Annotated in this window: 13 protein-coding genes; 9 read left to right on the top strand and 4 right to left on the bottom strand. The window is 42.1% G+C overall.

The window, feature by feature from the left end:
• From LBQ60_13380 to LBQ60_13370, 3 genes are all read left to right on the top strand, one after another.
• Window positions 1-1,551 (top strand): L-fucose isomerase (locus tag LBQ60_13380; GenBank protein MDR2038909.1); only part of this gene is annotated, 1,551 nt, incomplete at its 5' end.
• 84 nt (window positions 1,552-1,635) lie between these two features.
• A complete protein-coding gene (fucP, locus tag LBQ60_13375) occupies window positions 1,636-2,940 on the top strand; it encodes an L-fucose:H+ symporter permease (protein MDR2038908.1) in 1,305 nt (434 codons plus the stop codon).
• Window positions 2,941-3,051: 111 nt separating this feature from the next.
• Window positions 3,052-4,575, top strand: a complete 1,524-nt coding sequence (locus LBQ60_13370; GenBank protein MDR2038907.1) for a DoxX family protein — start codon at window positions 3,052-3,054, stop codon at window positions 4,573-4,575.
• Window positions 4,576-4,626: 51 nt separating this feature from the next.
• Here the strand turns inward: LBQ60_13370 and LBQ60_13365 are convergent, their stop codons facing one another.
• Window positions 4,627-5,232 carry a hypothetical protein gene (locus tag LBQ60_13365; protein MDR2038906.1) on the bottom strand — a complete coding sequence of 202 codons (606 nt, stop codon included), beginning with the start codon at window positions 5,230-5,232 and terminating at the stop codon, window positions 4,627-4,629.
• A gap of 190 nt (window positions 5,233-5,422) precedes the next feature.
• Between LBQ60_13365 and LBQ60_13360 the strand changes: the two genes are divergently transcribed.
• From LBQ60_13360 to LBQ60_13335, 6 genes are all read left to right on the top strand, one after another.
• Window positions 5,423-5,707 (top strand): N-acetyltransferase, encoded by a 285-nt coding sequence (locus tag LBQ60_13360; protein ID MDR2038905.1) that lies wholly within the window; start codon window positions 5,423-5,425, stop codon window positions 5,705-5,707.
• Between the two features lie 516 nt (window positions 5,708-6,223).
• The gene (locus LBQ60_13355; GenBank protein MDR2038904.1) at window positions 6,224-6,847 is read left to right on the top strand and encodes a chloramphenicol acetyltransferase; all 624 of its coding nucleotides are present in this window, start codon (window positions 6,224-6,226) and stop codon (window positions 6,845-6,847) included.
• Between the two features lie 68 nt (window positions 6,848-6,915).
• Window positions 6,916-7,344: a GNAT family N-acetyltransferase gene (locus LBQ60_13350; GenBank protein ID MDR2038903.1), complete on the top strand. Its 429-nt coding sequence runs from the start codon at window positions 6,916-6,918 to the stop codon at window positions 7,342-7,344.
• Window positions 7,345-7,442: 98 nt separating this feature from the next.
• Entirely contained in the window at window positions 7,443-7,829 is a 387-nt protein-coding gene (locus tag LBQ60_13345; protein ID MDR2038902.1) for a VOC family protein, read from the top strand.
• Between the two features lie 3 nt (window positions 7,830-7,832).
• Entirely contained in the window at window positions 7,833-8,441 is a 609-nt protein-coding gene (locus LBQ60_13340) for an HAD family phosphatase (protein ID MDR2038901.1), read from the top strand.
• 243 nt (window positions 8,442-8,684) lie between these two features.
• Window positions 8,685-9,881 (top strand): L-serine ammonia-lyase, encoded by a 1,197-nt coding sequence (locus tag LBQ60_13335; GenBank protein MDR2038900.1) that lies wholly within the window; start codon window positions 8,685-8,687, stop codon window positions 9,879-9,881.
• Window positions 9,882-10,116: 235 nt separating this feature from the next.
• Here the strand turns inward: LBQ60_13335 and ahcY are convergent, their stop codons facing one another.
• The 3 genes from ahcY to LBQ60_13320 form a co-directional block, all read right to left on the bottom strand.
• The gene (ahcY, locus tag LBQ60_13330) at window positions 10,117-11,514 is read right to left on the bottom strand and encodes an adenosylhomocysteinase (GenBank protein MDR2038899.1); all 1,398 of its coding nucleotides are present in this window, start codon (window positions 11,512-11,514) and stop codon (window positions 10,117-10,119) included.
• 8 nt (window positions 11,515-11,522) lie between these two features.
• Window positions 11,523-12,446 (bottom strand): bifunctional riboflavin kinase/FAD synthetase, encoded by a 924-nt coding sequence (locus LBQ60_13325; protein ID MDR2038898.1) that lies wholly within the window; start codon window positions 12,444-12,446, stop codon window positions 11,523-11,525.
• A 93-nt stretch (window positions 12,447-12,539) separates the two neighbouring features.
• A complete protein-coding gene (locus tag LBQ60_13320) occupies window positions 12,540-14,399 on the bottom strand; it encodes a hypothetical protein (GenBank protein MDR2038897.1) in 1,860 nt (619 codons plus the stop codon).
• Window positions 14,400-14,427 lie beyond the last annotated feature (28 nt).

Genomic DNA, 14,427 nt, shown 5'->3' with positions numbered 1-14,427 from the left:
AAATTTGAACGTGAATGCGTACAGATCACAATTACGGTTACACCTTGCTGGTGCTACGGAGGAGAAACCATTGATATGAATCCGCACACGATCAAGGCTATCTGGGGATTTAACGGGACTGAACGTCCCGGTGCAGTGTATCTGGCTGCGGCTCTGGCCGGACATACCCAGAAAGGATTGCCTGCCTTCGGCATTTATGGTCGCGATGTTCAGGATTCGAGTGATAGCAGTATCCCGGCAGATGTTAAAGAAAAACTGATCCGCTTTGCCAAAGCAGCTTTAGCTGTGGCTACCATGCGTGGAAAATCATATCTTTCCATCGGATCGGTATCTATGGGTATTGCCGGTTCCATGGTGAATCCCGACTTCTTCCAGGAATACCTCGGTATGCGTAATGAATACGTAGATATGTCTGAGATCATCCGCCGTGTAAACGAAGGTATCTATGATAAGGATGAGTACAAAAAAGCTTTAGAGTGGACCAAGGCCAACTGTAAAGAAGGCAAGGATGGTAACAAACCCGAGATACAGAAGAATAGGGCAGAAAAAGACGCATTATGGGAATATGTGGTGAAGATGACCATCATTATCCGTGACCTGATGACCGGCAACCCGAAACTTTTGGAAATGGGCTTTAAAGAAGAATCGAACGGTCACAATGCCATTGCTTCCGGTTTCCAGGGACAGCGTCAATGGACAGACCACATGCCGAACGGTGATTTTGCCGAAGCCATTCTTAATTCTTCTTTTGATTGGAACGGTATCCGCCAGGCTTTTGTTGTTGCCACTGAAAATGATTGCCTGAATGGTGTGGCCATGCTCTTTGGCCATTTATTGACCAATACCGCACAGGTTTTCGCTGATGTACGTACTTACTGGAGTCCGGAAGCAGTAAAACGGGTCACCGGTAAGACACTTGAAGGACAAGCTGCCAACGGAATCATCCATCTGATCAATTCCGGTTCGGCATCGCTCGACGGCAGCGGCCGCCAGAAAAGAGACGGAAAACCCGTCATGAAACCATCCTGGGAGATTTCCGAAGGAGAAGCAAAAGAATGCCTGGATGCGACTACCTGGATGCCTGCCAACCAGGAATATTTCCGTGGAGGCGGTTATTCCTCGAAATTCCTGACCAAAGGGGGAATGCCTGTCACCATGTTACGTTTGAACCTGGTAAAGGGTTTAGGACCTGTACTACAACTTGCCGAAGGCTGGAGTGTCGATCTTCCCGAAGATGTGTACAAGACCATCGACGATCGTACCGATCCGGGTTGGCCGACTACCTGGTTTGCACCACGACTGACCGGTGAAGGAGCATTCAAGGATGTATATTCGGTTATGAATAACTGGGGCGCCAATCATGGTTCGTTCAGTTACGGACACATTGGTGCCGATCTGATCACATTGGCCTCTATGTTACGTATACCCGTATGCATGCATAACGTGGACGGCAAAGACATTTTCCGCCCGAGCGCATGGAATTCGTTCGGAATGGATGCCGAAGGTGCTGATTATCGTGCCTGCAAAAATTATGGCCCACTATATAAATAATTGATTATATTTAGAGACTTTTTCCGGAAAACCGGAAAAAGTCTCTATGATTTTATCAACGGATAAACTTTACAAATTATTTATATGACAGAAAAAAATACAAAAAAATCATCACTGTTGATCGGTGCAGACGGGACATCATATGTAATTCCGTTTATACTGATCACCTTCTGTTTCGCACTCTGGGGATTTGCGAATGATATTACCAATCCGATGGTGAAAGCCTTTTCGGATATATTGATGATGAGCAATTTTGAAGGAGCTATGGTACAGATGGCTTTTTACGGGGGATATTTTGTAATGGCCTTCCCTGCTGCCATCTATATCAAAAAGTTTTCATACAAGTCGGGGATTTTAATGGGACTGGGTCTTTATGCCCTTGGTGCGTTGCTGTTTTTCCCGGCCAGCAAAATGATGATGTTCTGGCCATACCTGATGGCTTATTTCATTATGACCTGTGGTCTGTCCTTTCTGGAAACAAGTGCTAATCCGTATATTCTTTCGATGGGAACGGAAGAGACTTCCACCAGACGACTGAATTTTGCACAGTCGTTCAATCCGATAGGTTCCATATTGGGTATGCTCGTAGCGCAGAGAATGATCCTGGCTAATTTACATGCGGCAAGTGCAGCAGAACGTGCACAGATGTCACCTGAAGAGTTACACAATGTAACGGCAGCAGACCTTTCGACCATCAGCTACCCGTATATCCTGTTATCATTGATCATCATTGCGGTATTTTTGGTCATCTATTTTGCCAAGATGCCGAAGAAACAGGATCAGGATCATACGATTACCGTAGGACAGACTTTGAAACGGCTGATCAAAAACAAACGGTATTATGAAGGGGTGATTGCCCAGTTCTTTTATGTGGGTGTACAGATCATGTGCTGGACATTTATCATCCATTATGCCACCATGGAATTGGGAATGGATGCGAAAACAGCCCAGGGGTACAATATCGTTGCCATGTTAATATTTATCTGCAGTCGTTTTATCTCCACTTATCTGATGAAATATCTAACTCCGGGTAAGATGTTGATGATGTTTGCCATTGCGGGAGGAGTATTTACGCTGGGTACTATCTTCATCAAAGGAATGACAGGCCTTTATTGCCTGGTGGGAATCTCTGCCTGCATGTCATTGATGTTCCCTACCATTTATGGAATTGCATTACGCGGACTGGGTGATGATGCCAAGTTTGGTGCCGCCGGATTAATCATGGCCATATTGGGCGGATCCGTCATGCCTCCGCTACAGGGTGCTATTATCGATATGGGTACGATATTTTCCATGCCAGCGGTCAGGATATCATTTTTTCTGCCGTTTATCTGCTTTATCGTAATAGGAATTTACGGTTACCGGGCATTTAAAGTTTTTGTTAAATAGCAGGAAAAAATATTGTTGTTTTTGATAAAAGGGATATTGCACAGGCGATATCTCTTTTTTAATTATATTAGCACGGAAAAAATATCAGACAATCTTTAACTTAACAATAGTATGAAAATACTGGTTACAATCCTGAGGATGGCTGTGGGCTGGCATTTCCTCTATGAGGGGTTGACAAAATTATTTGCAGACTGGACATCGGAATCATTTTTAAACAGTACATTCGGGTTTCTTTCAGGATTCTACCACTGGCTGGCAGCTTCCCCGGCGAGGCTGGAGATTGTTGATTTTCTCAATATCTCTGGACTGATCCTCATAGGATTAGCCTTGTTTATCGGCTTTTGGTCGAAATGGGCCTCCCTTTGCGGGACATTTCTGCTTACCTTGTATTATTTTGCATATCCTCCGTTCGGAGTCTCTTTACTCGGATTCCGTGACGGAAATGTCTATATTGTCGATAAGATATTCCTGGAAGCTGTAGTACTTATTTTCCTTTTCTTTTACAAAGAAAAAGGATATGGTATCGATCACCTGATCCGTTTCCTGAAAGGGAAAAAAGCAATTACTTCCAGGGAGAAGCATATCCCAAAAACGGGAAAAACCGATGATTCGGCCGTAAATACAAGACGGGAAATATTGAAGGATCTGGCAACGCTCCCACTACTGGGTCTGGTTGGATGGGGAGCCTATAAGAGCAATAAGGTCTATGGGATCGATGCGTCTACCGGAGCCACTATTCAGATTAACCAGGTGGCATTGGGGGAGTTGAAGGGAGAACTGCCCAAAGGAAAATTAGGAAATTTTGAGATCAGCCGGTTGATCATGGGAGGAAACCTGATTGGAGGCTGGGCACATGCCCGTGATTTAATATATGCCGGTAGCCTATTTAAAGCCTATAATACGGAAAAAAAGATATTCGAGACCCTGATGCTGTGCGAAAAAGCCGGTGTCAATGCCATTAATATCGGTTATCCGACCATGTCTGTCATGCAAAAATACAAGCAGATGACCGGGAGTAAGATCAAAGTGACGGTTCAGGTGGGAATCGATGAAAAGAACGAAGATATTTACGATAATGTAACAAAAGCCATCGATAGCGGAATGGACCTGATACAGCTTCAGGGGAACTGGTGCGACTGGCTGGTCAGGGATGGCCGGTTGGATGTCATTGGAAAAATGATGGACCGGATCAGGGGAGAAGGATATCTCGCCGGAATGGGGGCACATACTATCGATTCATTCATTACCTGTGAAGAGAACGGCATCATTCCCGATTTTTACATGAAGACCATGCACCATGATAACTATTGGTCTGCACATCCCCGGGAAAACAGGCAACCATTCGAAGTAGACGGGAAGCTTCACCTGGATCACAATATGTTTCATGATAACTGTTTCTGTCCGTTCCCGGATCGTACCGTGGAATTTGTGAACCGTACAAAAGTTCCGGTGATCGGGTTTAAAGTATTGGCTGCAGGAGCTATTCATCCTAGAGACGGGTTTAAATGGGCTTTTGAGAATGGTGCTGACTTTATCTGTGTAGGAATGTTCGATTTCCAGGTAGTGGATGATGTGAACATCTGCATCGACACGCTCGGAAATATGAGTAACCGCAAACGCAACTGGTTCGGTTAACCGCTAATCAAAAGATATATTTTCAGAATCAGTAATTTATTTCTGTAAAGTTCATACTTTTACCCTGGTCAGATTTCTCCCTTTTTGACAAAAAACAATGGTATTGTTATTCTCCCAAAGTTCAAAACTGCAGCCAGCCTCATGAATGAAATTGGTCTCCTTGTATAGAAGGCGGTAAGGGAGTTGAGTCACATCGGCTATATCATATACACGGAGTTCATTGGTACCATCGTTCAAAAACCCATCAACTGCAATTTTATTCCTGTCCATAGACGGGTAAATACTTTTCCAGGTGAAAGTATCCTCCTGCGAATAGAAGCTATATAGTTGCCTTTGGGAAATGTCAACCACAGATTGCCCTTCTAAAGCTTCAGGAAGAAACAAATAATCATTCCCGTTCTTTGAGATCCAGCAGGCGCAAATGTATTTATCTTCAAAATTGGTGATATATTCCATGATTTTCTCATCCGTTTTCCTATCCCGGATAATCACTTTACAAACAATCCAGTTTTTATCCGGAGCGTCCTGTTTATATAGTTCTTTCGTGTAATAATACAATCCGTTTTCGGAATAGTCCAGATGAGTTACATTTAGTTTATTATCCTGGTTAAAGAATTTCCTTACTTCAGTCCTTATATGTTCAATTTCGTTGTTCATGGTAATCTCCAAAAGCGGCGCTTTTATGAAAACATTTTTTCATAAAAGCGTTCGTTTTATCGATATAAAGATCGTTTTATATTTTGAATATAAAAAATGAAAGCATAAAAATATAACATACATCGAATATATCCGTATAATCAAGTGTAACATTATGTAATTTTACATACATAGAAATTATTTAAGGCATATGAAAAAGGATTATGAATTAATCAACAACACAGAAGAACGCCAGTATGAATTTCATATTGATGATTATGTTCCCAGAATAGAATATATGAGGTCAACCAATGGAGAGGTATACCTGACACATACAGAAGTACCCCCTGCGATTGAGGGAAAAGGAATCGCTTCTCTACTGACGGAAAAAACGCTTTGTGATATTGAACAACAGGGGTTTCGGTTGATCCCCTTATGTCCGTTTGTAGTTGATTACATCCGGAAACACCCGGAATGGAAGCGGCTGATGAAATAAAAACGGCCTTATTTTTCGTTAAAAAAATCCTGAGACTTCCTGTTCTGCGTAATTCGCAACGACGTCGAAATATCAGGATTGCGCGCGTTTACCTTTGGTGAAACTGCTTTGCTAAGTTGTAACACGTGACATAATATTTCAATTTTAAAACATTTCACTGCAACCCAATCAGGAAAGAGACTATTATGGGTATTGATTAGATTATGCAGATGCCGGACATGGAAATAGAAATGCATCTCATTTTCTTTCACAAGTATGAAATGCATTTGGAGCTGATCCTGAAATAGTAGCACATGGTACAAATATTCCTATAAACAATAATTCAACAGATCGGGTAAGAAATGCAAGTGCTTATGATCGTATTGGCAGACATCTGGCCGGAAGAAAAGAAGTAATCGGGCTTGTATTGGCTAATCAAATGCTCTAAAAAGATTTTTGGGTACAAAAAAGAAGGTGCACCAAACAAATCACTTTTTTAGATATTAACTTTGCAGGGTTATGAATTAATGACACCCAATGAATCAGATTGAAAAAATAATAGATAAAGCCACATGGAATCGTAAAGAGCACTTTGAACATTTCAGCGCTTTTGACGACCCGTTCTTCGGTGTTACCGTCAATGTGGATTGTACCAATACATATCAACATGCAAAAAAGAGAGGATTACCGTTTTCTTTACTCGTAGTACATCGCATAACCACCGCAGCCAGCAAAGTAGAAGAATTCCGTTACCGCATAGAAGGCGATGATGTAGTTTGTTATGATAGTCTCATACCCGAAGGTACTGTTGGAAGAGCAGACCACACATTTTCTTTTGCTTCCTTTGGGTATGATGCCGATGAATATATTTTCGTACAAAAGGCAAAAGCCGAGATAAAACGTCTGCAACAGACCAAAGGGCTGAACAAAAGCGATGTATATCATCCCAACGCCATACATTACTCTGCCGTGCCATGGTTTTCTTTCACAGATATGAAGCATCCTTCCAACATGCGATCAGGCGATAGTGTTCCTAAAATTTCGACAGGAAAATTCTTTAGCGAAAAAGACAGGCTGATGATGCCTGTTTCAATCACCTGTCATCATGGTTTGATGGACGGGTATCACATAGGACGTTTTCTGGAATTATTGGAGTTGTAATCTGATAATAAGTTGAAAATCGTCTGCATCAATAATATAGCTTACATTTCATTAAATATTAACCGATAATGCTGGTGATCGAACAGGTAAAAGAAATAAATGCGGAGATAGTCGATGCGTTATCACGGCTTATGCTTCAACTTTCTCCGGATGGTAAGATTCCCGGTCGCGTAAACCTGGAGAGGATAGTAAGTAGAAAAGGGAGTTACCTGTTTATCGCACGTAATCCTGATATCATTGCCACATTGACTCTTCTGGTTGCAGAATCGCCCTTAGGGGCGAAGGCATGGATAGAGGATGTAATAGTAGATAAGGAAGCTCGCGGACAACAGGTCGGCGAAAAGCTACTCATCCATGCTATTGATTTTGCTAAAACATTAGATATTTCGAGTATCAACCTGACATCGATGCCCGAGCGGGTGGCCGCTAATAAACTTTATCACAAAGTAGGCTTTGAGAAAAGGGAAACCAATGTGTATCGGCTAATGATCCGTTAATTTGGATTGATCGAAAATGACGCGCGTCATTTCATGCCTCACTCCTAATACCTGCTTTTGTATAAAGTTAAGAATATAAATTTTAAAGTAGTAAAAAAATGAAAATCGAACATTTAGCAATCTGGGTGGACGATATTGAAGTTATGCGCCAATTCTATCTTAAATATTTTAGTATTGGATGTAACGATAAGTATGTAAACCCTAAAAGGAATTTTGCATCTTATTTCCTGTCTTTTGGAGAAGATAAAACCCGTATCGAATTGATGCATATTCCAGATATAGCAAATCCGGTTAGTCGGGGAAATCTGAAAGGATTAGCACATTTCGCAATTTCAGTAGGCGGGAAAGAAATTGTAGACATTCTTACGGAAAGATTACGCAAAGATGGATATACTATAGCGAGTGAACCAAGAACAACAGGAGATGGATATTACGAAAGTGCTGTTTTGGATCCGGAAGGAAATTATGTAGAAATAACAGAGTAGACAATGAAAAAGATAAAAAATATAGTGTTTGATTTTGGTGGAGTATTATTGGATTGGAACCCGAGATATTTATATCGTACTTTCTTTGAGGACGAAAAAGAAATGGAATATTTCCTTACGAATGTCTACACCGAAGAATGGAATGCGGAACAGGACAGGGGACGCTCCTTTGCCGAAGGCATCCGCCTGTTGCAATCTCAGCATTCGGAATATCATGAAGCGATCCAAATGTTTATGGATAGATGGGAAGATATGCTAAAATCTGAAATACCTGAAAGCGTAGAGATACTTCGCAACGTAAAAAATCAGGGATATCGTGTTTTTGGGTTGACAAACTGGTCGACAGAAACGATAACTATAGCCTACCAGAAGTATGATTTTTTCAAATTGTTTGACGGGATTGTCGTTTCCGGAGAAGAAAAGCTAATCAAACCGGACAAACGGATATATGAAGTATTGCTTAACCGCTATATGCTAAATGCCGGAGAATCTGTCTTTATTGATGACAACCCTGGTAACATAAACGCTGCTGAAGACCTGGGATTTGAAACCATACTTTTTGATAACGCTGCAAATGTGCAAAAACAATTATCGGCGTTATTGAATTGTTAATTCATAAAATCGGTGCAAATAATCATACAGCATGCGTGTCAAATGGTCTGGACCGGGTGGATACCAGCTGCTTTAAATCATTTTCTTCAATTATGAGTAATGCCATTTCACTATATTTGTAGAATATAGGATGCGGCTCGGCAATCTTTCGAAAGCAAGCTTTCTACAATTGCTCTCACCTTTCACTATATTTGTATTCCGGCATCCGGAGGAAAGAGATAACAAAAAGTCAAAATATTGATCATGGAATCCATAAAGCAAATATTCAAAATAGGGAATGGCCCGTCCAGCAGTCATACGATGGGGCCAAAAAAAGCTTCGGAGATCTTTCTGGAGAAAAACTGCGGTGCAGCACAATTTCAGGTCACCCTCTATGGTTCGCTGGCGGCCACAGGCCGTGGGCACCTTACTGATAAAGCGATACTGGACGTGCTTTCCCCGGCGGCTAACACGGAAATAGTCTGGGAACCGGGTATCAGGCTTCCTTTCCACCCCAATGGAATGCTCTTCAAGGCTTTCGACGCCGAGGGCAAGCTCACTGACGAATGGACTGTTTACAGTGTAGGAGGAGGAAAATTGTCGGAAGGAGAAAAGACAAAAACCGAAACTGCAGAAGATATTTATCCATTGAGCACGATAGCCGAGATCCTGAATTTTTGCGAAGAAGAAGGGATCAATTACTGGGAATATGTGGAAAAATATGAAGGCAGTGATATCCGGGATTACCTTTCTGAAGTATGGGATGCAATGAAATCAGCGATAGAACGGGGGTTGGAGGAGGAGGGAGTACTTCCCGGAGGCCTTGGCGTAAAGCGTAAAGCCGCCACTTACCATGTTAAGGCCAAAGGCTATACAGACTCCATGCGCAATAGGGGACTGGTTTATTCCTATGCACTTGCCACCTCGGAAGAAAACGCGGCAGGAGGCATCATCGTTACCGCACCCACATGCGGATCTTCAGGAGTAATTCCTGCGGTACTTTACCATCTCAAAAAAAGCCGTGATTTCAGCGACATCAGGATACTACGTGCATTGGCCACGGCAGGGCTTTTCGGCAATATCGTAAAAACGAATGCTTCGATCTCAGGCGCCGAAGTCGGCTGCCAGGGCGAGGTCGGCGTAGCATGTGCCATGGCTGCAGCGGCAGCATGCCAGCTTTTCGGAGGCACACCCGCCCAGATCGAATATGCAGCTGAAATGGGACTTGAACATCATTTAGGGCTCACCTGCGACCCTGTTTGCGGCCTTGTCCAGATACCATGCATCGAACGCAACGCATATGCCGCAGCGCGGGCCCTGGATGCAAATATCTACGCTACCTTCTCCGATGGTATCCATCGCGTGAGCTTCGATCGTGTTGTAGCTGTAATGAAACAGACGGGTCACGACCTTCCAAGCCTCTATAAGGAGACGGCAGAAGGCGGCCTTGCCAAAATATAACAAGGATCGTGTTACAATTAAATAATATAACCATTTCACGTTCAGCATAGTTTGCAACCAAAGATCGCGTACTTGTAACACGTGCTACAATAAACTGTTAATTATGAAAAACCTGATAAGAATTCGTTTTTTAAGAATTCTTATCAGGTTTTAATTGTAACAACTATTAATCCTCACTTAGGATATCAAAATATTACAAATGACATAAGTGAGGCTATTTTTCCGGATTTAAGATTTAATACCTGTAATGTTCCGGTTTATAGGGTCCTTCAGTCGAAACGCCAATATAATCGGCTTGTTCTTTGGATAGTTTGGTTAATTTAACCCCCAACTGATCCAGATGGAGCCGGGCTACTTCTTCATCCAATTTTTTCGATAACCGGTATACATCAACTTCATATTGGTTTTTCCATAAATCAAGCTGCGCAAGTGTTTGGTTGCTAAACGAATTACTCATCACAAAAGATGGATGACCTGTGGCACAACCCAGATTAACAAGTCGTCCTTCAGCAAGCAGGAAGATAGCATGTTCATCGGGAAAAATATATTTATCCACCTGGGGCTTGATATTGATTTTCTTTATTCCAGGATAGTTTTCCAGTTTATCTACCTGTATTTCATTGTCAAAATGCCCGATATTACATACAATAGCCTGGTCTTTCATGGCTGCGATATGCTCAATAGTGATCACATCCTTGTTTCCGGTAGTAGTGACAAAGATATTACCTTCTTTCACAGCCTCTTCCATGGTGGTTACTTCAAATCCCTCCATAGCCGCCTGTAACGCACAGATAGGATCAATTTCCGTTACTATGGTACGTGCGCCGTAAGCGCGCATTGATTTAGCACAACCTTTTCCCACATCACCGTATCCTAATACGACCACGACTTTTCCGGCAATCATCACGTCCGTAGCCCTTTTGATCCCATCAGCCAATGATTCACGACATCCATACAGATTATCGAATTTTGATTTGGTCACAGAATCATTTACGTTAATGGCCGGGAAAAGTAATTCTCCACGTTCTTTCATCTGATACAAGCGATGTACTCCGGTAGTCGTTTCTTCAGATACGCCGCGCATATCTTTTACTACCCGGTGCCATTTACCGGAATCTTTTGCCAATGTCTCTTTTAACAAATTGAGAATCACTTCTTCTTCTTTATTTCCGGCTGTTCTTTCAATACTTTTCGGATCATTTTCTGCTTTGTATCCCCAATGGATCAAAAGGGTTGCATCCCCACCATCGTCTACGATCAGGTTAGGACCTAAGCCTCCGTCAAAAGTAAGCGCCTGTTCGGTACACCACCAATATTCCTCCAGGGTTTCTCCTTTCCATGCGAACACGGGTATTCCTGCCGCGGCAATGGCTGCAGCTGCATGATCCTGGGTAGAGAAAATATTACAACTTGCCCAACGAACTTCGGCACCCAAAGCCACCAATGTTTCAATGAGTACGGCAGTTTGTATCGTCATATGTAATGAACCGGTAATTCTGGCTCCTTTCAATGGCTGTTGGGATGTATATTGTTTCCGGATAGCCATCAGTCCGGGCATTTCTTTCTCGGCAATTTCGATTTCCTTTCGCCCGAAATCGGCTAAAGTGATGTCTGCTACTTTGTATTGAGTCATTTTCTTTATTAAATATTTAAAATGGTTTGTTTATCCTGATTCAATTGTTGTGCCAACTGATGTATATTATTAAAATTTATATCGTCCCTTATCCGGTGAGTCAATGAAAGAACAATATCCGTTCCGTAAATCTGTTCATTAAAATCAAAGATATTTACTTCAATATGCCGTAACGTATCTTTTTCTTTCAATACCGGACGTTTCCCAATGTACATCATTCCAAGGTATGGTAATGAACGGGATCGATCCGGTCTTACTTCAACACGATAGACCCCATCTTTTGGAAGAAGCTTGTAACCGGGCACCTCAATATTCGCTGTAGGGAATCCTATGGTACGTCCTAATTGATTTCCATGAATTACTTTCCCTGAGATCCGGTAATCATAGCCTAACATTTTATTGGCCAAAGGCAGATCTCCTGAAAGCAATGATTTCCTGATAAAAGAAGAACTGATTTTCTGATCGAGCTTTTTGAGTTTTACCACTTCAATCTTCATATCATTCATTTTCATTGCAGATAAGCTGGAAGCATTACCGCTCCTACCCTTTCCAAAATGATGATCTTCCCCGACAACAAGAACCCGTGCCTTGAGTTTTCCGGCAATGATCTCCTCAATAAAGCCGGATGCGGACATCTGTGCTAAATGCATGTCAAAAGGAAGTACCAATACATCATCTATGCCTGTCCGGGTTAGTAATTCTATTTTTTCATCCAGAGTATTAAGTAAAAGAGATGTTGTTCCGTTTGTATCCAGTACTGTCCGCGGATGTGGCCAAAAAGTGACAACCAATGAACGGCAACCATTCTCTTTTGCAAGATCAATGACACGTTGAAGTAATACGCGATGACCACAGTGTACGCCGTCAAAACTACCAACTGTCAATACTGACTGTTCAATATCAATATCTCCTATATTGTGATGTATGGACAAAATAAATTCTGATATCGTTTAACAGGGTGACAAAGTTAATTCTTTTTGAATGAGAATTAAAATGACCTGTAAACAGAAATCACCTGAATGGAATTATCTTTTGTCTGTATCATTGATGGTTTTCAGCCGAAAATAATTATTTCCCATGGATTCCCAGATATCATTATTGAATCCTTCCGGTAGTGAATTATCAGTAAACTCCTCACTTCTTATGGGTCGGACATTACCGGATTGGTTATTGTTATCAGCCCCTATGCCACTGGATTGGCCGGTCCTTTCGGCATCGAAATAACAGAGGACGATAACGGTTTCCGAATCTTCATTCCTACCGATCAATCCTCCGGTATCATAGTTCGCAGACACATTGCCTGCTGAATAGCATGATTCTACTTTTGCCCAGTTCCATCCGATCAGCCCACCTGCTTCTCCTTTGGCAACCACATTTCCATATGCGAAACTATTCATTATTGTTCCGCCATGTTCTCCAACCAGGCCACCAATAGAGACTTCACCCGAGACAGGTCCTTCCGCATAGCATTGTTTGATGAGTCCCCCGGAATATCCTGCCAAACCGCCAATAGCGTAACTAAATGTTCCGTAACCGGATACTCCTCCGGTTGCATAACAATTTTCAACGGATGTCGGTGTTCCCGGAAAACCGTTAAAACCGATCAGGCCACCAATATCATAATAACCAATCACCTTTCCACGGGCATGACTCCCATAAGTTTTACCTCCATGTTCTCCGATCAATCCGCCGATAGATTCCTCGCCTCTGACATCACCGGAAGCATAAGAATTATTAATGATACCCCCGGAATAACCGACCAGGCCGCCAATACAATAATTCCTCAGGCCAAATCCTGTTACTTCTCCTCTTGCGTAACAATTATTGATTTCCACAGTACTTTGCTGGTATCCGTTAAATCCGACCAGGCCGCCAATATCAAAAAATCCCGTAACGTTTCCGGTAGCATGACAATCATTGATTTTTCCATGATCCGTCCATCCGACCAAACCGCCAACCCATTCTTCACCGGAGACATTTCCTATGGCATAGGAATTAACGATCAGGTTATTGTTACGACCAACCAGGCCGCCTACATTGTAATATCCGGATACTTTCTCGGTAGCATAACAATGATCAATGGTTCCCATCATCCTGTCTCCGTTTGCTCCGGCTAAACCACCGGTATCGTTACTATTACCGTATACCAAAACAGAAGTACTGCTTTTGATAATTATTCCGTTATTGATCCCTATGAGTCCGCCAACACATTCCTTGGTTCCTCCTACCGTTCCTGTCACACTGCAATTCCTGATCGTTCCATTGATCAATTCTCCGACCAGGCCGCCAACAATCATCTTTCCCCTTACATAGCAGTCAGTAACAGATAAGTTTTCAATGAACGCGCCCTCTCCACAGACTCCAAAAAAACCCTGGTAATTTTCACCTTTAGGAATAGTCAGACCTCTTATTTTATGATTATTTCCATCGAAATGACCACAAAAACGTTTCGAATGGTCCTGATAATCATCTCCGAAGATACCAATGGGCAGCCATTCATAATCTTTCAAATCAATATCGGCATTCAACCTGATATATTTTCCGGCATAATTATTTCCTGCGTTGACCTGTTTTGCCAAAAAAGCTAAATGCCCTGCTGTTTCAATAATTATTGGAGATGACTGAGAGGAGCCCAGATGGTTGCTTTCATCAAATGAGGTCGCATAATTCTGCCAATTTCCATTTGTTTTACGACTCTTATCGATAGGCAAAGTGGTTTTTCTTACGAACAGTTGTCTTTCCGGTTTTTCTTTTGTTTTCCGTGAATCTTTTTCCCTTTTCAACAAATTCCGTTCTGTAATAGATGTATTTTCATTCTGAGCTTTCATATCTATGGCCAGATGTGTCAAAAGAAAAAAGGATACAAAAAAATATAAATGCTTCATATCTCATTTGATAATTATATAAAATAAT

It is taken from the genome of Bacteroidales bacterium (assembly GCA_031275285.1).
In the GTDB taxonomy this organism is placed as follows: domain Bacteria; phylum Bacteroidota; class Bacteroidia; order Bacteroidales; family UBA4181; genus JAIRLS01.
The sequence above is the reverse complement of the archived record's forward strand: the minus strand, read 5'-3'. Positions and strand labels throughout refer to the sequence as shown.

Excerpts from the sequence above, each read along its gene's own strand:
- fucP (MDR2038908.1), top strand. The coding sequence starts at position 1,636 with ATGACAGAAAAAAATACAAAAAAATCATCACTGTTGATCGGTGCAGAC.
- LBQ60_13370 (MDR2038907.1), top strand. The coding sequence starts at position 3,052 with ATGAAAATACTGGTTACAATCCTGAGGATGGCTGTGGGCTGGCATTTC.
- LBQ60_13365 (MDR2038906.1), bottom strand. The coding sequence starts at position 5,232 with ATGAACAACGAAATTGAACATATAAGGACTGAAGTAAGGAAATTCTTT.
- LBQ60_13360 (MDR2038905.1), top strand. The coding sequence starts at position 5,423 with ATGAAAAAGGATTATGAATTAATCAACAACACAGAAGAACGCCAGTAT.
- LBQ60_13355 (MDR2038904.1), top strand. The coding sequence starts at position 6,224 with ATGAATCAGATTGAAAAAATAATAGATAAAGCCACATGGAATCGTAAA.
- LBQ60_13350 (MDR2038903.1), top strand. The coding sequence starts at position 6,916 with ATGCTGGTGATCGAACAGGTAAAAGAAATAAATGCGGAGATAGTCGAT.
- LBQ60_13345 (MDR2038902.1), top strand. The coding sequence starts at position 7,443 with ATGAAAATCGAACATTTAGCAATCTGGGTGGACGATATTGAAGTTATG.
- LBQ60_13340 (MDR2038901.1), top strand. The coding sequence starts at position 7,833 with ATGAAAAAGATAAAAAATATAGTGTTTGATTTTGGTGGAGTATTATTG.
- LBQ60_13335 (MDR2038900.1), top strand. The coding sequence starts at position 8,685 with ATGGAATCCATAAAGCAAATATTCAAAATAGGGAATGGCCCGTCCAGC.
- ahcY (MDR2038899.1), bottom strand. The coding sequence starts at position 11,514 with ATGACTCAATACAAAGTAGCAGACATCACTTTAGCCGATTTCGGGCGA.
- LBQ60_13320 (MDR2038897.1), bottom strand. The coding sequence starts at position 14,399 with ATGAAGCATTTATATTTTTTTGTATCCTTTTTTCTTTTGACACATCTG.